This window comes from Aquimarina sp. AU474 (assembly GCF_900312815.1).
GTDB lineage: Bacteria > Bacteroidota > Bacteroidia > Flavobacteriales > Flavobacteriaceae > Aquimarina.
The window spans coordinates 816,756-836,839 of the sequence record NZ_OMPE01000009.1 but is presented as its reverse complement, the minus strand read 5'-3'; the positions used below and the strand labels follow the sequence as shown (position 1 = coordinate 836,839).

At 33.4% G+C, this 20,084-nt stretch carries 14 protein-coding genes; 11 read left to right on the top strand and 3 right to left on the bottom strand.

Annotated elements, in window-relative coordinates:
- Positions 1–40: 40 nt before the first annotated feature.
- Both DK508_RS17265 and DK508_RS17260 read right to left on the bottom strand, forming a co-directional pair.
- The gene (locus DK508_RS17265) at positions 41–439 is read right to left on the bottom strand and encodes a DoxX family protein (RefSeq protein ID WP_109302037.1); all 399 of its coding nucleotides are present in this window, start codon (positions 437–439) and stop codon (positions 41–43) included.
- Between the two features lie 31 nt (positions 440–470).
- Positions 471–1,625, bottom strand: a complete 1,155-nt coding sequence (locus tag DK508_RS17260; RefSeq protein WP_109302036.1) for a DNA polymerase III subunit — start codon at positions 1,623–1,625, stop codon at positions 471–473.
- A gap of 205 nt (positions 1,626–1,830) precedes the next feature.
- Here DK508_RS17260 and pgk point away from each other — a divergent pair, with 205 nt between their 5' ends.
- From pgk to DK508_RS17230, 6 genes are all read left to right on the top strand, one after another.
- A complete protein-coding gene (gene pgk / locus DK508_RS17255; protein WP_109302748.1) occupies positions 1,831–3,018 on the top strand; it encodes a phosphoglycerate kinase in 1,188 nt (395 codons plus the stop codon).
- Positions 3,019–3,240: 222 nt separating this feature from the next.
- Positions 3,241–4,878, top strand: a complete 1,638-nt coding sequence (locus DK508_RS17250; protein ID WP_109302035.1) for a LysM peptidoglycan-binding domain-containing protein — start codon at positions 3,241–3,243, stop codon at positions 4,876–4,878.
- 16 nt (positions 4,879–4,894) lie between these two features.
- The gene (locus DK508_RS17245; RefSeq protein ID WP_109302034.1) at positions 4,895–5,881 is read left to right on the top strand and encodes a DUF4837 family protein; all 987 of its coding nucleotides are present in this window, start codon (positions 4,895–4,897) and stop codon (positions 5,879–5,881) included.
- Between the two features lie 147 nt (positions 5,882–6,028).
- On the top strand, positions 6,029–8,485 hold the full coding sequence (locus DK508_RS17240; protein ID WP_109302033.1) for a hypothetical protein: 2,457 nt from the start codon (positions 6,029–6,031) through the stop codon (positions 8,483–8,485).
- Between the two features lie 154 nt (positions 8,486–8,639).
- Positions 8,640–11,036, top strand: a complete 2,397-nt coding sequence (locus DK508_RS17235; RefSeq protein WP_109302032.1) for a hypothetical protein — start codon at positions 8,640–8,642, stop codon at positions 11,034–11,036.
- A 38-nt stretch (positions 11,037–11,074) separates the two neighbouring features.
- On the top strand, positions 11,075–13,201 hold the full coding sequence (locus tag DK508_RS17230) for a Tex family protein (protein ID WP_109302031.1): 2,127 nt from the start codon (positions 11,075–11,077) through the stop codon (positions 13,199–13,201).
- A gap of 57 nt (positions 13,202–13,258) precedes the next feature.
- Here the strand turns inward: DK508_RS17230 and DK508_RS17225 are convergent, their stop codons facing one another.
- On the bottom strand, positions 13,259–13,447 hold the full coding sequence (locus DK508_RS17225; RefSeq protein ID WP_109302030.1) for a twin-arginine translocase TatA/TatE family subunit: 189 nt from the start codon (positions 13,445–13,447) through the stop codon (positions 13,259–13,261).
- A gap of 234 nt (positions 13,448–13,681) precedes the next feature.
- Between DK508_RS17225 and DK508_RS17220 the strand changes: the two genes are divergently transcribed.
- The 5 genes from DK508_RS17220 to rfbB all read left to right on the top strand — a co-directional run bounded on the left by DK508_RS17220 (position 13,682) and on the right by rfbB (position 20,036).
- A complete protein-coding gene (locus DK508_RS17220; RefSeq protein WP_109302029.1) occupies positions 13,682–14,554 on the top strand; it encodes a M23 family metallopeptidase in 873 nt (290 codons plus the stop codon).
- 2 nt (positions 14,555–14,556) lie between these two features.
- The gene (locus DK508_RS17215) at positions 14,557–16,056 is read left to right on the top strand and encodes a GH3 auxin-responsive promoter family protein (RefSeq protein WP_109302028.1); all 1,500 of its coding nucleotides are present in this window, start codon (positions 14,557–14,559) and stop codon (positions 16,054–16,056) included.
- Between the two features lie 23 nt (positions 16,057–16,079).
- Positions 16,080–17,774: a hypothetical protein gene (locus DK508_RS17210; protein ID WP_109302027.1), complete on the top strand. Its 1,695-nt coding sequence runs from the start codon at positions 16,080–16,082 to the stop codon at positions 17,772–17,774.
- Between the two features lie 2 nt (positions 17,775–17,776).
- Complete coding sequence (locus DK508_RS17205; protein ID WP_109302026.1) at positions 17,777–18,745, top strand: hypothetical protein; 969 nt, start codon at positions 17,777–17,779, stop codon at positions 18,743–18,745.
- A gap of 259 nt (positions 18,746–19,004) precedes the next feature.
- On the top strand, positions 19,005–20,036 hold the full coding sequence (gene rfbB / locus DK508_RS17200) for a dTDP-glucose 4,6-dehydratase (protein WP_109302025.1): 1,032 nt from the start codon (positions 19,005–19,007) through the stop codon (positions 20,034–20,036).
- Positions 20,037–20,084: the final 48 nt, after the last annotated feature.

Sequence of the window (20,084 nt, the reverse complement as noted above, 5' to 3'; positions counted from 1 at the left end):
CTTTAAATAAAAAAGAGCATCTTAGAAAGATGCTCTTTTTTTATGTTGTTATAACATATAAACCAAAGATGGCTACTATAAAGTAACAGGTAATAGTTAATGCACCTTGATAATCTTTTGCTATTCGTTGTCCAAAAAGTAACATTAGGAGCGTTATACATGCTAAAAACATGGCTATAATAGCATAATAATCGTTGTTACTTGTAATCAAGGAGTAAATGCCTATAACACAACACACGGCTGTTATAATTTCTATGATTAAAATAACCGATAGTAATAATGGAACCATATTACCCATAAAAGTAGCTGCAAAGTGCCCTTTGAGCCACCCAAGATTTCCTTTCCAATCAACAATTTTATCAATTCCTGATTGTAAAAAAGTAATTAAAAGAAATAGTAGAATTGTTATAGAGACAATATGAGTTATAAAATTATCCATCAGTAATACGTTTTAGTTTTTAATATATGTGTTAACTAGCTTTTTTATGCAATAATCGAGTGAGTTTTATAGAAAGATCAGTAAGTATAATCTTGGCATTCCCATTTCGTTCGATATGATATGCCGCATCCTGTAATTCATTGCAGATATCCATGATATTCGCACCGTGAATAAATGGCGCAAATTTTTCTAATTTAAATCCGCTAGTACTAGGTTCAAAAAATACAAGATCATCGGCTCCATAATTGAGTAGCATGGCTTGTCTAAAGAAATCCAAACAATAGATTAGGAACTTTTTTTGCGTTTCTCTACCGGTTCCTGCAATAGATTCGCTCCAAGTAATTAGATCATTTACCGCAGATTTATTTCCTTTTGCTCTAAATGCAGTGCGCACCCATTGTATAAACCAATCTTCGAACTGATCATCTCCACCATCATGATGCAGTAAGTGTAGTGCTTTGCTGTAATCTCCATTGGCTTGATGAGCAACTTTTAGCGCTTGACTATCAGATAAATTTTCATTTTTTTGAAGCGCTTCTTTAATTACTTGTTCACCTAAAGGAGGAAAATGTAGTACTTGACACCTTGACCTAATGGTTTGTATAAGTTGTTCTTCATCTTCTGTAATTAATATGAATATGGTTTTTTCTGGGGGTTCTTCAATAAGTTTTAGAAGCTTATTCGAAGCAGCTATGTTCATCTTATCAGCCATCCAGATAAGCATTATTTTATAGCCACCTTCATAACTTTTAAGAGAGAGTTTTTTCACAATCTCTAGAGCTTCATCAACTCCTATCTGACCTTGCTTTTTTTCAACACCCAATGAAAGATACCAATCAAAAATACTTCCGTAAGGATTTTCTTTTACAAAAGTTCGCCACTCTTCAGCAAATTGATCAGATGTAGGGTGTTTTTTTACTTTATCATTTACGGCAACTGGATATACAAAATGAAGGTCAGGATGTGCCAAATGATCAAATTTGATATTACAAGCCTGGTTGCCATTTGTATTTTCTGCATTTTGGTTTTGGCACAGCACATATTGTGCATATGCAATGGCCATGGGTAATGTTCCGCTTCCATTTGGACCTACAAAAAGCTGTGCATGTGGTATCCTTTTGCGATCAGCACTAGTAGTCAAATAGCTTTTGATATGTTGTAATCCTAAAATTTCCGAAAAAAGCATAGGCAAATATAATTGAATAATAGACAATATCGAATGGTGTGGTTTTAAGTTAAATCGAATATCATTTTTTTATCAAAAAAGCAGTTTTTCTATAAAATCAATAAAAGTGAAAATTTACTATCGTTTTCGTAGATTTTTTCTACTCATTTTCAATGTTTTTAATGAAATAGATTTATTTTCGTTTGCTCAATACAATTTGGATAGAATGAAAACAATCAATGATTTTAATTTTGAAAACAAAAAGGCATTAATCCGTGTAGATTTCAATGTTCCTTTAAATGAAAACTTTGAAGTAACAGATGATACAAGAATACAGGCAGCAAAACCAACAATTATTAAAGTATTAGAAGATGGTGGGAGTGCTGTATTAATGTCACATTTAGGAAGGCCTAAAGGGGTTCAAGATGAGTTCTCTTTACGTCATATTTGTGAAAAAGTATCTGAAGTATTGGGTGTACAGGTGAAATATGTTGCAAATTGTGTTGGTCGGGAAGCTGAAGATGCTGTTGCAGCATTAAATCCTGGAGAAGTACTATTATTAGAAAATCTGAGATTTCATCCTAATGAAACTTCAGGAGATAAGGGGTTTGCAGAACAATTATCGAAGTTAGGGGATATTTATGTGAACGATGCTTTTGGTACTGCACATAGGGCACACGCTTCTACTACGATAGTAGCACAGTTTTTTCCTGAACACAAATGTTTTGGAAGCTTACTGTCCAAAGAAATCGAAAGTATTGATAAAGTATTACAAAGTGGTGAAAAACCCATTACTGCAGTTTTAGGAGGGTCTAAGGTATCTTCTAAAATTACAATTATAGAAAATATATTAGATAAGGTAGATCATTTAATCGTAGGAGGAGGAATGACGTATACCTTTATAAAAGCTAAAGGTGGACAAATCGGAAGTTCTATATGCGAGGATGACAAGCAAGAATTAGCACTAGAAATTCTTAAAAAAGCAGCAGATAAAGGTGTAGAAATTCATTTACCTGTAGACGTTTTGGGAGCAGATGCCTTTGATAATAATGCAAACACCAAAGTGGTACCTGTTGATGCTATTCCTGAGGGTTGGCAAGGTTTGGATGCTGGACCCGAAACGATAAAGAACTTTCATGAAGTAATCCTAAAATCAAAAACTATCTTGTGGAATGGACCCTTGGGTGTTTTTGAAATGGAGAATTTTGCAAACGGAACAATCGCTTTAGGGAACTCTATTGCAGAAGCAACAGAAAATGGAGCATTCTCTCTTGTGGGAGGAGGAGATTCTGTAGCGGCTGTAAAACAGTTTGGTTTTGGTAATAAAGTAAGTTACGTTTCTACAGGAGGAGGAGCAATGCTAGAAAGTCTTGAGGGCAAAACATTGCCAGGAATTGCAGCGATAAAAAATTAATAAATAACATTTTCTCGTAAGAAATAAACATTATTTGTAAGAATTACATAAAAACCGGTCTTTTTAACCGGTTTTTATGCGTTTTTAACGTGTTGATCTTTTGCATTTTAGAAAAAAAATGCGATTTTCGCTCAGATATTGTTGATAACATGTTAAAAACAGTACTTTTTACCCCAATAGTTCCTAAATCAATTATAAACTAAACAGTAAATCGTTCACAAGATGAAAAATAGGTATGTATTATTGCTTTCTTTTCTAGTTGTTTCCTTTTCATTATTTGCTCAAGAAACAGTAACTACCAATACTTCTAATAATAATGATACCAAACAAATTGTTTTAGAAAGAACTTTGGATCTTAAACAAGATACTGTTCAGGTGGTCGATACTACCAAAGTAATTAGGACCGTTACCGAGTTACAGACAACTACAGTAACTTCTACTAGTGTAAAAGATAGCGTGATATATTTAGCTAATGATCATCCCAAAATGTCTGAGCTGGATTCACTTTGGAAACAAGAGTTATACAACTCGACTCTTTTTGATACTATTTATAAATCGGTTACAGAATTAGAATATAAACCGGTAGAATTTGTAGACCTTCCTACCGATACTTTAAAAGCCAGACTAGCAGAACTCAATGCTAGAACGCCTTTTAACGTAGAATACAATGCATCTTTAGAAAGCGTAATAAAGAATTATCTAAAAAATCGTCACGAACATTTAGGAAGGTTAATGGCACTGAGCGAATTTTATTTCCCTCTTTTCGAACAAGAATTAGATAATCAAAATATCCCCTTAGAGATAAAGTACCTTGCCATTGTAGAATCTGCTTTAAAACCAAGAGCAAAATCAAGAGTAGGAGCAACTGGTCTATGGCAATTTATGTTTGGTACGGGTAAAATGTTTGGTTTAGAGGTGAGCTCGTATGTCGATGAACGTATGGATCCTATTATGGCTACAAAAGCAGCTTGCAAATACTTAGCTAAATTGTATAAGGTATTTGGTGATTGGGACTTGGCATTAGCATCATATAATTCTGGACCAGGTAACGTTACTAAGGCAATTCGTCGTAGTGGTGGATATACAAATTATTGGAATATAAGACATAATCTTCCCAGAGAGACTGCAGGATATTTACCTGCATTTTTGGCAACGATGTACATTTTCGAATATGCAGACAAGCATGGTTTTGAACCTAAAAAGCCTGAGTTTGCTTATTTCGAAACCGATACAATCAAGGTTAAACAAATGATTACGCTCGATCAAGTGTCAGAATACATGAATATTGATATTGAAGAGTTACAATTTCTCAACCCTTCTTATAAATTAGATATTATTCCGTACATCAAAGATGAAGATTATGTATTGCGTTTGCCATTGGATAAAATAGGATCATTTGTGGCTAATGAGGATAAAATTTATACACTAGCCAAAGCAGAATTTGATAAAAGAGAAAAACCTTTGCCTAAGTATTTTGAAGCTAATGATAGAATTAGATACCGTGTACGTAGCGGTGATTATCTGGGTAAAATTGCCAGAAAATATGGAGTAAGAGTAAGTCAAATCAAAAAGTGGAATGGATTACGAAGTAACAACTTGAAAATAGGTAGAAGGCTAACTATTTATCCAAGAAAACCGATTGTAAATGTATCTCCAAAAGCCAAGAAAACTAGTAAAGTAGTTACAAAACTAGCTACTACTAATACTTCTTCGGAAATGTATACGGTTAAATCTGGAGATACGTTATGGAGCATTTCACAAAAATTTAAAGGCATATCTGTCGAAAATCTTAAAAATTGGAACGATATTAGCGGTAGCGGTATAAAACCAGGTATGAAATTGAAACTTTCTAAATCATAACCGCAAATAGTCTCTTATGAAAAAATTATCTCTTGCAATTGTTTGCTTGCTTTGTGTGGTGAGCTGCACCGAGCCAAAAAAGGAAAAAAACAAAAAACCAAGAGGCGCTATGGCGCACTCGGTGGGTAAAATAAACGAACTTTCTGTAATAATGGATAACGAGCTATGGAAAGGTAGAGTAGGAGATACTGTTCGTAAATATTTTGGAGCCGAAGTTCCTGGGTTACCTCAAGAAGAACCTTTGTTTTCTATGAGGCAAATGCCAAAAAGGGCCTTTTCTGGATTGGCAAGAAAAAACCGTACGTTCTTATATGTTCGAAAGGGAGATAAGAATAATTTACAGATGCTAAACAATAAATATGCAACACCACAGGTGGGTGCAGTAATTTCTGGTAAAACCGAAGATGAAATTATTTCCTTAATCCATGATAATCACGAAACGATCGTTTCAAAATATAAATTGGCAGAAACTCGAGAAAAACAAAAACGAATTAGAAAGTCGTTAGAAAAAATTCCTCAATTACCTCAAAAACTAGGAGTTAAGTTAAGTATTCCTACCGCTTATCGTGTAGCTATAGAAGAAGATAAGTTTTTTTGGATTCGCAAAGATATTCAGCATGGTAGTATGAATCTGATGATTTATGAACTTCCTATGGGAATAGTGTCCAAAGATTCTAATACCGTTTCTAGTATTATAAAAATGAGAGATTCTATTGGAAAAGTGAAGATTCCTACCGAAGAAGTAGGACACTTTGTTACCGAAGCGGCCTATGCTCCTTATTTATATGAAACTAAACTAGATGGTAGATTCACTTTCGAAACCAAAGGAACTTGGGAAATCAAGGATCGTTTTATGGCAGGCCCATTTGTAAATTATGTGATCGAAGACGAAGTAAATAATAGACTATTGGTTTTAGAAGGTTTTGTTTTTGCTCCTTCAGTTAATAAAAGAGACAATATGTTTGAACTTGAGGCTATTATGAAAACCATTAAGTTTGATTAGAGATATTGGCAAAAGATTAACGAAATAACTGCTTAATCGGTATAATTTTTGTGAATTTATGGGGAGATTTCACCTTGTTTTTTAAGTATTTTTAAATACTGCTAATAAGGTGTTTTTTGATAATCAACTCACTAACTAACAAATTTTATGAAAAACCATTTACTTCAGTTTTTGGCTTTACTTTTTATTTCCTATCCTATCCTTGGTCAACATCAAGATAGCGTACCCACCATAGAAGAAGCAAATGCATCTTATTTTCAAGTCCCTAGAGAAACTCTATATCTTCATGTTAACAAAAGCACCTATATTGCAGGTGAGGAGATTTGGTTTAAGGGGTATGTGTACGACCGTCAAAACAATCTTCCGTCAATAATATCTACTAATTTTGAGGTTGAGGTATTTGATCAAGAAGGCAACGAAGTATTTGATGGTGTTTTTCTTGGTAATAAAGGTAGCTTTCAGGGTAATATACAGATAGATTCTACATGGAATAGTGGGGCTTATTATATAAGAGCTTCTACACATTGGATGCATAATTTTGTAGAGAATGAATCCTATACCAAAAAGATAAATATTATTAAAGATACGTTGCTCCCAGTAACGAATAATAAAGATAGGCAATATGATTTTCAGTTACTTCCAGAAGGAGGACATGTAGTGTCTAATACTTTCAATACTATTGGTTTCAAGTTGATTAATAATCAAGGCTATGGGGTTGCATTTGATCAAGGTGTAATCCAAGATGAATCTGGTAATGAAGTGACTACTTTTTCATCTAACGCTGTAGGTATAGGTAAATTTAATATCACTCCGATACCAGAGAAGCAGTATAGAGCTTTAATCAGGCTTAAAGATGGTAGTGAAATTGAAAGGAGTTTTCCGAAGATTGAAAAAAAAGGAATTAGCGTAAGTGTCAATAACCTACTTGAAGATCAGGTGGCAATGCAGTTCAACACCAATACGGCAACTATAAAAGAGTTACAACAAGATAAGTATACATTAGTTATCCGGAAGAATCATCTCTCTAAGAAGATGAAAATATACTTTGGGATTGATGAATTAAAGAAAACGATTTTAATAAAGCGTTCTGGTTTGTATGCTGGTGTGAATACGATAACGTTATTTAAGGATAATGATCCATTGGTAGAGCGGGTATTATATAATCCAGTCGATACAAGTGTAAAAAATATAGATATTAAGTTGACAAGTGTTGAAAGAGACTCTTTGTCGGTTGCTTTAAGGATCCCGTACAATGCAAGTAAGACGTATGATATAAGTGTATCTACATTACCATCGGGTACGTTGTCTTATAACCATTCGGATAACATACAATCGGCTATTATGCTCAGACCTTATGTAAAAGGTTATATAGAAAATGAAAAAAGATACTTTAAAGCTTTAGACCGAGAAAAGGTTTATGATTTAGATTTATTATTGATCACTCAAGGGTGGAGTAAGTATAAGTGGGAGAATATTTTTAAAAGCAAGCCCGATGTTAGTTATAATTTCAATCAGGGTTTTAAGATCACAGGAAAAATACAAGATAAAAAAAGAAAACAGGTCGATAAGATTTATTTCTTTCCTACTGTTAATAATGAAGCAAAGCTGGTTGAAGTAAACAACAATACTTTTGAGATTGATAACTTTTTTCCAGAAAAAGGAGAAAAACTTAAAGTTTCTGGAGTTAATGCAAAAGGTGATTTTAAAAAATATAAGGTATACTTACAAGTACAATCAGAAAGAATACATAAATCTTTTTTGAATACATTTCCAGAAGCAGAAAGACGATTTACTCAAAAAGCAGAAAACAAAACTACCGTTCCGTTTGATTTCTTAGCAAATGTACAAGAATTGGATGCTGTAGAAATAAAGGGAAGTACTCAAAAAGAAATAGAAAACACAAGTCGTATTACAATACCAAAATACTTTGCGTTAAATTCAAAGAAAATTACTTTAGAGAAAGCAGAACAGTATTTTTCGATATTAGATTATATCGCATCGACACGAAAATTTAGAGTAATCAATCAGAGCCCTGTAGATATAGCTATTGTTCCTATTAGTGTGATTGCACTAGGGCTTCCTTCGCTTAACAGTGGGAGTGGACAATTGGAGACATCTGAGGCTAAGGTAGTAGAGCAACCAATGCCTGTTGCAGTATACCTAGATGATATACTATTATCTGATTTAGGTATTCTATGGGATTATAGAACACAAGATGTGGATAGGATTTATATGGATAAGACTAGTTATGCTGCAGGTTCTAGAGGGGGACGTGGTGGATCGATACGAATTTACTCTAGAAGATTTCCTTTAGTCAGAACCCGAACCACAGACAAAGAGTACCTAGAGTATGAACTTGAAAAAGGATTTGAACCCGTAAAAGAGTTTTATAACCCTGGTTATTCTAATTACCTAGATCCATTTTTTGTGAGTTACGGAGCTATTGATTGGCAACCTAAATTGAATTTTAACGAACTAGGAGTGGCGACTTTTAAAATCCCCAATACAGGTATAGAAAACATTACTCTTTTTATTGAAGGTATGGACAACGATGGTAACTTGATTTCTAAAACTCATAATATAAAAAAGATAATACCTAATTAGAATATGATGAAATTGCATTTCCTACTATTTTAGTAGGATAATGGTATAATTTTTGATATCTAATTAATCACATAAGCCCCATTTTTTTGAGCATTATACGTGTTCATTAAATGGGGTTTCTTTGTTTAGTAACTAATTTTAATTCACATTTCTTATGAAACATCTTTCCAAAATTCTGATCTTATTTTTATTTCCATCCATATCATTTGCACAGACCAATTCTGATATTTCACCAGGAGTCGCCAATGCGAATTATTTTAATTTGCCCCGGGAGACTTTGTACTTGCACGTAAACAAGGACACTTATATTAATGGCGAAGAGATTTGGTTTAAAGGGTATGTATATGATCGACAAAATAATCTGGCAGCAGTAAACTCTACCAATTTTACTGTAGCGCTTTTTGACACATCCGGAAAAGAGGTATATGATGGCCAATTTTTGGGTCATCAAGGTAGTGTTCATGGTAATATTAAAATAGATTCTACGCTGCAAAGTGGTGATTATTATATGAGAATTTCTACCAATTGGATGAATAATTTTAAGGAAGATGAATCGTATACCAAGAGAATAAAAATTATTAAAGATTCTATAACTGAAAAAGTATCACAAAAAGGTTTAGTTTATGATTTTCAGTTATTGCCAGAAGGAGGTCATTTAGTTTCTAATACCTTTAATACGATAGGCTTTAAATTGATCAATAATCAAGGGTATGGCGTAGCCTTTGAGCACGGTATAGTCCAAGATGAATTGGGTAATGAGATTACATCTTTTAGTTCTAATACTTTAGGTTTGGGCAAGTTTAATATAACACCACAACCAGGAAAAAAATATACAGCAATTATCAAACTTAGAGATGGTAGAGAGATTACAGGAGAGTTTCCAAGGATAGACAGAAAAGGAATTAGCATAAGTATTAATAACCTTATCGAAGACGAGGTAGCCATAGAGTTAAATACAAATACTGCCACATTAGCGACACTTAAAAAAGAGTCATACTCGATATTAGTACTTAAAAATCATTTATCAAAGAAGATAAAGGTAGATTTCAAAGGTAAAGAATTAAAGAAAAAGATTTCTTTAAAGCGATCTGATCTATATCCAGGGATGAATACGCTCACGTTGTTTAAGGATAATGACCCAGTAGTAGAGCGATTACTATTTAACCCAGTAGATATCGGCATAGAGAGCTTGGGTGTTACAGTAGATAGGACTACAAAGGATTCCTTATCTGTAGCTATAGAGATTCCTAATCAAGTAGGTAAAACCTATGATGTAAGTATTTCTACATTACCATCAGAAACAGTTTCTTATAATCATTCTGATAATATACAATCAGCTATGTTATTACGCCCATACATAAAAGGCTTTATAGAGAATGAAAAGCACTATTTTACGGATGTAGACAGAAAGAAGAAATACGATTTAGACCTGTTATTGATTACACAAGGGTGGAGTAAATACCAATGGCGAGATATTTTTAATACAGAACCAAAACCGTTATACAATTTTAATCAAGGCTTTAAGATTACCGGAAGGATACAGGACAAGAAAAGTGATGTTATGGATCAGGTATATCTGTATCCCAGCACAAATAATAGTGCTAAGTTGATAGCATTAGCATCTGATAACAGTTTTGAAATTGCTAATTTCTTCCCAGAACGAGGCGAGAAGATAAAAATCTCTGGTATTAAGACTAAGGGTGGTTTTAAGAAACCCGGAGTGTACCTGCAGGTGCAATCGGATAGAGTTAAAAGACCATTTAGAAACACATTCCCAGAGATAGGAAATGAGAATATCAATAAAATTCAAAACAGGACCACGGTTCCATTTGATTTTTTAACAGATGTTCAGGTATTAGATGCTGTAGAAGTAACTGGCAACAATCAAAAAAAGATTAAAAAAACAAGTAGAATACAAATACCAAAATATTACGATCTTAACGCAAAAGAAGTTACACTTGATATGGCAGAGAGATTTTTTAGTATAGTAGATTATTTGTTTTTTACAGGAAAGTACGTCATTACAGATCGAAATAATCCAATAAACTTGAGAGTAACATCTCGTAAAGCATCCTTTTCTGGCCCAGTACCCGTTACAATTTTTTTGGATGACTTTCAACTTAATAGTGAAAATGTTGGTATTCTATCAGATCTAAGATTGGCCGATGTAGATAAAATCTATACAGATCATATAGGGCATGGAGTAGGTTCAAGAGGTGGAGGAGGATCAATACGAATATACACCAGAAGATTTCCTTTAATTAGAACAAGAGAGCCGGATAGAAACTATACGGAGTATGAGTTTACAAAAGGGTTTGAACCTGTAAAAGAGTTTTATAATCCAGGATATGCTAATTATCTAGATCCTTTTTTTGTAAGCTATGGCGCAATACATTGGCAACCCAGGTTGGATTTTAACCAACAAGGTGTAGCAACTTTTACCATTCCTAATACTGGCTTAGAAAACATTAGCCTCTTTATTGAAGGAATGGGAAGTGATGGCACTTTGATTTCTAAAATGCATATCATAAAAAATATAAATCCAAATTAGAATTTTGTAATATATTTAGCGATTCTAAAAACAAGTACATGAATACAGTTTCTTTTATCGCTAAATATATTCCTGTCTCTGAAAAGCAGATTACAAAAACCGTTGCTCTGTTGGATGATGGGGCTACAATCCCATTTATATCCAGATATCGTAAAGAGATGACTGGTGATTTGGATGAGGTTGCTATTGGTGAAATTGTAAAGTATAAAGCTGTTTTTGAAGCTTTAGAAAAAAGAAAAGAGAGTGTTTTAGGTGTTATTAAAGAACAAGATGTTTTAACACCTGATTTGGAACGAAAGATTCGAAATGCAGAAACCTTAACTCAAGTCGAGGATTTGTATTTGCCTTATAAGAAGAAGCGTAAAACCAAAGCCAGTGTTGCTAAGGAACAGGGGCTTGAACCATTGGCCAAAGTTATTTTGCAGCAAAGAGAAGAAGAAATCCTTTTTGTAGCATCGCAATACCTTAACGACACAATTACCACAGAAGAATTAGCGCTACAAGGGGCTAGAGATATTATTGCCGAATGGATTAATGAAGATGAGAAAATCCGAAATAGATTAAGAAGACTGTTCCAAAGAAAAGCCAGTATACGTTCTACAGTAATTAAAACCAAAAAGGATGATGATGATGCCCAGAAATATCAACAGTATTTTGATTGGGAAGAACCTTTACACAAATGCCCATCACATCGTTTGTTGGCTATTTTAAGAGCCGAAAATGAAAAGATCGTTAGAGTAAAAATCGCTGTTCCTGAAGGAGATGCTTTAGATATTCTTGATGATGTAATGATTAGAACAAATGTAGAAGCATGTACAGATCATATGTTTTTGGCAATTTCTGATGCCTATAAAAGATTATTAACTCCCGCAATTTCTACAGAAATACTTAATCAATCTAAAGAAAAAGCTGATGATAATGCAATTAAAGTATTTGCGCAAAACTTAAAGCAACTATTACTAGCCTCACCTCTTGGTCAAAAACGAATTTTAGCTTTGGATCCTGGTTTTAAATCTGGATGTAAGGTGGTATGCTTAGATAAGCAGGGTGATTTGTTGCATAATGAGAATATCTACCCACATCCACCACAACGAGAAACGACGGGCGCTATTAAAAAAATTAGATCTTTAGTAAATGCCTATAAAATTGAAGCTATTGGAATAGGAAACGGAACGGCTGCTAGAGAAACCGAAGCATTTATTAAAAAAATACCTTTTGACAACCCCATTCAAGTATTTATGGTTAATGAAAGTGGAGCCTCTGTTTATTCTGCATCAAAGGTTGCACGGGCCGAATTTCCAAATTATGATGTTACGGTTAGGGGGGCTGTTTCTATAGGAAGGCGATTGGCTGATCCTTTGGCAGAATTGGTAAAAATTGATCCCAAAGCTATAGGAGTAGGTCAATATCAACATGATGTAGATCAAACAAAACTTAAAAACGAGCTTGATACCGTAGTGATGAGTTGTGTAAATAGTGTAGGGATAAATGTAAATACCGCTAGTGTTCCCTTATTAAGTTATGTTTCTGGTATTGGCGAAAAACTTGCAGAAAATATTGTAGCCTATCGGTCAGAAAATGGAGCGCTACAATCTCGTAATGAACTCAAGAAAGTACCAAGATTGGGAGGGAAAGCATTTGAGCAAGCTGCAGCTTTTCTTAGAATTACTAGTCCTAAAAACCCACTTGATAACTCTGCCGTGCATCCAGAACGATACACCTTGGTTTCAAAAATGGCTAAGGACGCTGGTGTACCCGTAATTGATTTAATAGGAAACAAAGAGGCTATCACAAAAATAAAGCTCCAGCATTATATTACAGATGAGGTAGGTCTTCCTACTTTGACAGACATCGTTAAAGAATTGGAAAAACCAGGGGTAGACCCTAGGAAAAAAGTAACAGTTTTTGAATTTGACCCTAATGTAAAAACGATCCAAGATGTTAGGGCGGGGATGAAACTACCTGGTATTGTAAATAACATCACTAATTTTGGATGTTTTGTAGATATTGGAGTTAAAGAAAGCGGTTTAATACACATCTCTAAATTAGCAAACGAATATATTAGTGATGTAAATGCTGTAGTACAGCTGCATCAACATCTCATGGTAACTGTAATTGAAGTAGATATCAATAGGAAAAGAATCCAACTTTCACTAATAGACTAAAACAGAAAAACCCAACTCAGTCGAGTTGGGTTTTTTTATATTATTTACAATAAGAAATTATTTTTTCTCATCAATTTTAGGATCTTCTTCTTCCTTAGATGCATCCTTAAATTCTTTTATACCACTTCCCAGGCCTCTCATTAATTCAGGGATTTTTTTTCCTCCAAATAAAAGCAATACGATGATTACAATTAAAGCAATTTGCCATGGGCCAATCATTCCTAAAAATATACTTGATACTATCATGATCTTAAACTATTAAGATGCAAAGTTAGCAAGAAATCATTAAATCCGCACCATTTAAATAATCTTTAACGATACCAGAAAACAATAACGTTTCAGTAAATCAAGGTTTTAGAGGGTATTTAAAATGAGAAAAGAACTCTTTTTATGATATTATTAAGGTAGTAAATAAACGATTTATATGTCAAAAACGTTGTGTTTTGATATTGGTAGATTGCTTATATTTGCTTTTCATTTATGGCTAAAAAGAAAAAAGAACAAAAGAGAATTACAAAAAAGCTGCTTAATAAGTATCGCTTGGTTATCCTTAATGAGGACACTTTTGAGGAACGGATATCTTTTAAACTGAACAGGCTTAATGTTTTTGTATTGGTTATGATTACTTCGATTGTTCTGGTCTCAGGAACCACTTTTTTGATTGCTTTTACACCACTAAGAGAATATATACCAGGATACTCGTCTACTTCTTTAAATCTTAGAGCCACAAGACTAGTGGCTACAACAGATTCTTTAGAGTCAAGAATAGGCCTAAATCAAGAATATTATAATTCTATAAAGAAAGTATTGACGGGAGATGTAAAAACTGTAGAGTTCGATATTGATTCTGCCGTGCAATCACAAAAATTAAATCCCGAAGAGGTAGATTTAAGCCCATCGGATCAAGATATTAAACTTAGAGAAGAAGTTTCTAAAGAAGATAAATACAGTTTGTTTGAAAGCGAAAAAACAAATTCTGATTTTTCATTATTTCCGCCAGTAAAAGGTAATATTACTTCTGGGTATAATGCAAACGAAAAACATTACGGGATAGATGTGGCGGTACCTAAAGATACACCCATAAAAGCGGCTTCTTCAGGAACTGTGATTTTTTCTGAATGGACTGCCGAAACTGGCTATGTTATTATCCTTAAACATAATAACAACCTACTTACTACGTATAAACATAATGCTTCATTAACAAAACAGCAAGGAGAGCGAGTTAAAGCAGGAGAAGTGATTGCTACGGCAGGATCTACAGGAGAGCTTTCGACAGGACCTCACTTGCATTTTGAATTATGGAGGGATGGGTATCCTACAGACCCAACAAATTTTATTGATTTTGAACAATAATTATGTCTTTAAAAGCACTAGGAGCTAAGATTTTTGCCAAACGAATTCGTAAAAAAATTGATAAATGGGCAGCAAACCCGGTAAAAACACAACAGCTTGTATTTGAAAACTTAATTACAAGTGCTGCGCATACAGCGTTTGGAGAGGACCACAATTTTAAAAACATTAGGACTTTTTCTGATTTTGCAGACCATGTTCCTATACGCGATTATGAAGAATTAAAATCATATGTAAACCGTGTTGTGGAAGGTGAGAGTGATATACTTTGGCCAGGAAAACCATTATATTTTGCCAAAACCTCAGGTACTACGAGTGGGGCTAAATATATACCTCTTACCAAAGAATCTATGCCAAATCATATACGCGCAGCTCGTAATGCTATTTTGTGTTATATAGATGAGACAGGAAAAACTAAGTTTGTTGATGGCAAGATGATATTTCTTCAAGGCAGTCCAGAGATGACAGAGAAGAATGGAGTAAAACTGGGTCGTTTATCAGGAATTGTAGCACATTATGTTCCAAAATATCTTCAAAGAAATCGAATGCCAAGCTGGGAAACCAATTGTATTGAAGATTGGGAAAAGAAAGTAGACGCCATTGTTGAAGAAACTGTAGATCAGGATATGAGTATTATTAGTGGTATTCCGCCATGGGTGCAAATGTATTTTGAAAGACTTCAGCAAAAAACAAATAAAAAAGTAGGTGAACTATTCAAAGGGTTTGAGCTATTTATTTATGGAGGTGTAAATTTTGAACCCTATAAAAGCACGTTTGAGAAACTGATCGGAAGAAAAGTAGTTGGGATAGAATTGTATCCTGCATCTGAAGGTTTTTTTGCTTTTCAAGATAGCCAGAAAGAAAAAGGAATGTTACTGCAATTAGATTCTGGAATGTTTTATGAATTTGTAAAAGCAGACACTTTTTTTGAAGAAAACCCTGAGCGTTTAACTATTGGACAAGTAGAAATAGGTGTAAATTATGTAATGTTGGTTTCTACCAATGCAGGATTATGGGCTTATAATATTGGTGATACTGTTCAATTTACAAGCACATCACCATACAGAGTAATAGTGTCAGGAAGAATTAAACATTTTATTTCTGCCTTTGGAGAACATGTAATTGGTAAGGAAGTAGATCAGGCGCTTAAAGAAGGAGCAGATGAAATTGGCGTTATTGTAAATGATTTTACAGTAGCTCCGCAAGTAAACCCAAAAGAAGGTGAATTGCCTTATCATGAGTGGTTTATCGAATTTAATGAACCGCCAGAAGGTATAGAAAAACTCGCTTTGGCAATCGACAAATCATTGCGTAATCAAAATACGTATTATGATGATTTAATTGATGGAAAGATACTTAGCAGGCTAAGGATTACAACGATTCCAAAAGATGGTTTTAAGAATTATATGAAATCTATAGGCAAATTGGGTGGGCAAAATAAACTACCAAGACTTTCTAACGATAGAAATATTGCAGATGCCCTTTCTGTTATGATAGACAAATAAACTATATTTGTTCCGAAAAATTTATGGCAGATTTTATAACACAAGGAAGAACAAGAGCACAAGAAAGCTCAAGTGCAATAGAACGTATGTATATTACTATGCGTCATCTATTCAATCGTGGTTTTTATAAACCTATGGGAGTTTCTGGGGATACACTAAGAGAAGCATTGCTTATTCTTAGACCAGAAATATATGGTTCTGTGGCTGAAGAAAAAGTAGAACTTAACGGATTATTATACGTGATAGATCGACTACCAATTGGTATCGAGGAGTGTCGATATATCAACTTAACCAGCGATGAAGGCTATAAAAACTCTCATTTTAAGCCAATAGTACCACCAAAAAGACGAAGAAACTGTTACCGTATTGATGAGGAACAGATGAACATAGAGATTACTCGAGGTCGGTCTGAAATTTATGATATTCTTACTCACCTTACTTTTTTATTTATAGAGTCTCACAAAATCATGAATCGTGTTGTGATTAATGAGGAAGGTAATGTTACTCGAGATTGGGAAAAATTAGAGAAAGCAGTATTATCCAAAGAAGAGCTTACCAAAGCCGAAAGAGAAGTGGCATTAACCCATACGGCTAATATCCTTGGTCGTACTTTTGAAGAGGTTAGATCTATTTACGAAAGTTTTTCATGTGCCGAAAACAAAGAACGATTTTTACATATTATATACTGGCTCGGTAAATTGGCTATAGAAGAATCTATAGAAGATAAAAAACGAATTGTAACCTTTAGTCCAGTCTTAAGAGAAAGATTAGGTCATCATATTCATGGCGATATTTGGTCAAATACAATTAAGAAGAAATTAGAAGAACTTAATTTATTAGAACGTCCTATACATATCATTAGTGCTAATATGCATAGTGTAATGAATGCGTTATACGCACCTATTGCTTTAAAAGTCGAGCTTAAAAATAAGAGTACGTTTGATCTTTATGAATCGCTTAGCGAAAATAAAAATGACAAGCTTAGAGCAAAGGTTGAAAAATTGGCATTACAAAAAGGTATGACCTATATCGATGATCAAAGTGGCGCTAATATTAATGTGCAAGTATTTGACACCTCGAAATATACAGATGGCGAATATGAAAACCTGATTACGGATCGAGAAGATGATGATAAACCTGTTATCATCGTTATGGATTATGCTTTTGGTGAGCAGGCTTATGAAACTATGGATGAGCTTTTAAAACCCTATGTAAATGCGAAAGGGGTAAAATCTCATGTAAATGTTAAGTCGGTTTCTATCATGGGTAAAGCTGGGATTCTTGAAGGAGGTAAAGGAGATATTATGATACCAACAGCACATGTTTTTGAAGGTACAGCCGATAATTATCCGTTTAAAAATCAATTAAGAAAGAAAGACCTTGAAGGTCATGGTATTGATATTTATGATGGTGCCATGATTACTGTTTTAGGGACTTCACTTCAAAACCGTGATATTTTGAAATTTTTTCATGATTCTACTTGGAATGTAATTGGGTTAGAAATGGAAGGAGCGCATTATCAAAAGGCGATTCAATCAGCTTCAAGATTAAGAGGCAGTATTAGTCCAAAGGTAAAAGTGCGGTACGCGTATTACGCATCAGATAATCCATTAGAAACAGGAAGCACATTAGCTTCAGGAGGATTGGGAACAACAGGGGTTAAACCTACATACTTAATTACAGAAAAAATAATAGAACAAATATTTAAAGAACGATAAGAATGGGTCAAGAAAATCAAAACGAAGAGATAGATTTAATGCAACTTTTTGGAATGGTAAAAGAGTTTTTTAGAAAATTCCTTAAACTTATTGTAGATGTTGTCTTCTTCTATAAGAAAAAATTCATGTTATTTCTTGTTCTTGGAGTGCTTGGTATTGTATTAGGGTTTTTATCAGATCAATATTTGGATAAAAAAAATGATTTTATTCAGGAAATTATTATCGAACCAAATTATAACTCGGTAGAGTATATTTATGATTTTATTAATGATTTAGAAGATAATTTTAAAGATAATAATTTCGTTAATAAATTGGGATTGAGCGTTGAGCAGGTAAAAAATGTAAGAAAAATTATCCTTGAACCCATTATTCAACCCGATGATGTTTTAACTAAGTTAGAAGACAAAGAATCTTTTATTGAAGGGTATAATGAAAAATTACTGAAAGAAAAAAAGTACAGGAATTTTTATAAACAGCACAAATTAACTATTAGTTTCGAAAATAATAATACAGAAAATGTTGTGATTGCAGATAAGATTTTGGAATCATTGAAACTGAATAAATATTACAATAAGTTGTTGGATATTGAATTGAGGCAAACTAAGAATAATTTAGAACAGAGTAAAGGGTCATTGAAATTTGTTAATGATTATTTAACGAATTTAAGTAAAAACCCTAACCCAAGTGAAGATAAGTATATTTTCGCAACGGAGTCTGAAACTCCAACTATATCATCTTTATTAAAAAGAAAAGAGTCATTAATTAGTAATATCTCCTATTACGAAAAGTTTTTGGAATTAAATAAAGAGATATTAACGATCGTAGAGCACAATGATATTATTTCTAAGCGAAAGATGTTGGTGAAAAGAAATCTACTAGTAATACCATTAATCCTCATAGGATTGACTTCTTTGCTTTACTTTTCAAGATATTTGTTTTCATCGATTAATAATTTTGTAAATAATGATTAATCGTTATTTTCTTTTACTAAGAAACTCTAAAAAGAGATGAGAATTAATGAAGAGTTAAAAATATGTTCTAGAATTTAAGGCTTCGCCTAATTTTAAATGAATAGGTATGAGAGGGAATAAACAGAAAATCAACCTAGCGAAAAATATTACAACGAATAATACATAGGTGAGGATTGAAAAATTTCGTGTGCTAACATTCTTTTTACAGAAAATAGAAGTGTAGAAATAGATTTACTACAAGTTTATATTTTATAGGTTTATGAAAAACATTTTAATTACTGGTGGCGCAGGCTTTATTGGTTCGAATTTTATACCATATTTCCTTTTTAATAATCCTCATGTTCATGTATTGAATATTGATAAACTTACGTATGCAGGGAATTTAAAAAACTTAACGGAGGTTGAGAAACATGATAATTATACTTTCGTAGAAGGTGATATTTGTAATAGATCTTTGATAGAATCTTTATTTAAAGAGTACGATTTTAGAGGAGTTATTCATTTTGCTGCCGAGTCCCATGTTGACAATTCTATCGAAAACCCGGATGAGTTTATAAAAACTAATGTTTTTGGAACCTTCCAATTAATTGATGTCGCGAGAAACCATTGGATGGACTCACCTCACTCTTACAGAAAAGAATACAGTGGTTGTCGTTTTCATCACATTTCTACTGATGAGGTATATGGCACATTGGGAAAAACAGGATTGTTTAAAGAAACCACACCTTATGCACCAAATAGCCCTTATAGCGCATCAAAAGCCTCTTCTGATTTTATTATTCGAAGTTACTTTCACACCTATGGTCTAGACGTGGTGACTACTAATTGTTCTAATAACTATGGACCTAAACAACATGATGAAAAGTTAATTCCAACCATAATCAGAAAAGCAATAGCCGAGGAAAACATCCCTATTTATGGAGATGGTAAAAATATTAGAGATTGGTTATATGTCCTCGATCATTGTAAGGGTATTGAGCTTGTTTATAATACAGGACTTTCTGGTGAGACTTATAACATTGGAGGTAGAAATGAGAGAAACAATAATTATATAGCCGCAAAGATTTGTGAATTGTTAGATAATCTTCTACCAAGAAAAAACCAAAAATCATATAAAGAGCTTATTACTTTTGTTAAAGATAGACCAGGTCACGATTTACGATATGCAATTGATGCTTCTAAGATTGAAAATGAATTAGGGTGGAAGGCAGATGAAAATTTTGAGTCAGGGATAGAGAAAACGGTGGCTTGGTATATAAATAAATACACCAACTCATTTAATAAAATATAATGATAGTTATTGTAATAAGTATTTTTCATTAGATTTTGAAAAACTAAA

Excerpts from the sequence above, each read along its gene's own strand:
- DK508_RS17265 (WP_109302037.1), bottom strand. The coding sequence starts at position 439 with ATGGATAATTTTATAACTCATATTGTCTCTATAACAATTCTACTATTT.
- DK508_RS17260 (WP_109302036.1), bottom strand. The coding sequence starts at position 1,625 with ATGCTTTTTTCGGAAATTTTAGGATTACAACATATCAAAAGCTATTTG.
- pgk (WP_109302748.1), top strand. The coding sequence starts at position 1,831 with ATGAAAACAATCAATGATTTTAATTTTGAAAACAAAAAGGCATTAATC.
- DK508_RS17250 (WP_109302035.1), top strand. The coding sequence starts at position 3,241 with ATGAAAAATAGGTATGTATTATTGCTTTCTTTTCTAGTTGTTTCCTTT.
- DK508_RS17245 (WP_109302034.1), top strand. The coding sequence starts at position 4,895 with ATGAAAAAATTATCTCTTGCAATTGTTTGCTTGCTTTGTGTGGTGAGC.
- DK508_RS17240 (WP_109302033.1), top strand. The coding sequence starts at position 6,029 with ATGAAAAACCATTTACTTCAGTTTTTGGCTTTACTTTTTATTTCCTAT.
- DK508_RS17235 (WP_109302032.1), top strand. The coding sequence starts at position 8,640 with ATGAAACATCTTTCCAAAATTCTGATCTTATTTTTATTTCCATCCATA.
- DK508_RS17230 (WP_109302031.1), top strand. The coding sequence starts at position 11,075 with ATGAATACAGTTTCTTTTATCGCTAAATATATTCCTGTCTCTGAAAAG.
- DK508_RS17225 (WP_109302030.1), bottom strand. The coding sequence starts at position 13,447 with ATGATAGTATCAAGTATATTTTTAGGAATGATTGGCCCATGGCAAATT.
- DK508_RS17220 (WP_109302029.1), top strand. The coding sequence starts at position 13,682 with ATGGCTAAAAAGAAAAAAGAACAAAAGAGAATTACAAAAAAGCTGCTT.
- DK508_RS17215 (WP_109302028.1), top strand. The coding sequence starts at position 14,557 with ATGTCTTTAAAAGCACTAGGAGCTAAGATTTTTGCCAAACGAATTCGT.
- DK508_RS17210 (WP_109302027.1), top strand. The coding sequence starts at position 16,080 with ATGGCAGATTTTATAACACAAGGAAGAACAAGAGCACAAGAAAGCTCA.
- DK508_RS17205 (WP_109302026.1), top strand. The coding sequence starts at position 17,777 with ATGGGTCAAGAAAATCAAAACGAAGAGATAGATTTAATGCAACTTTTT.
- rfbB (WP_109302025.1), top strand. The coding sequence starts at position 19,005 with ATGAAAAACATTTTAATTACTGGTGGCGCAGGCTTTATTGGTTCGAAT.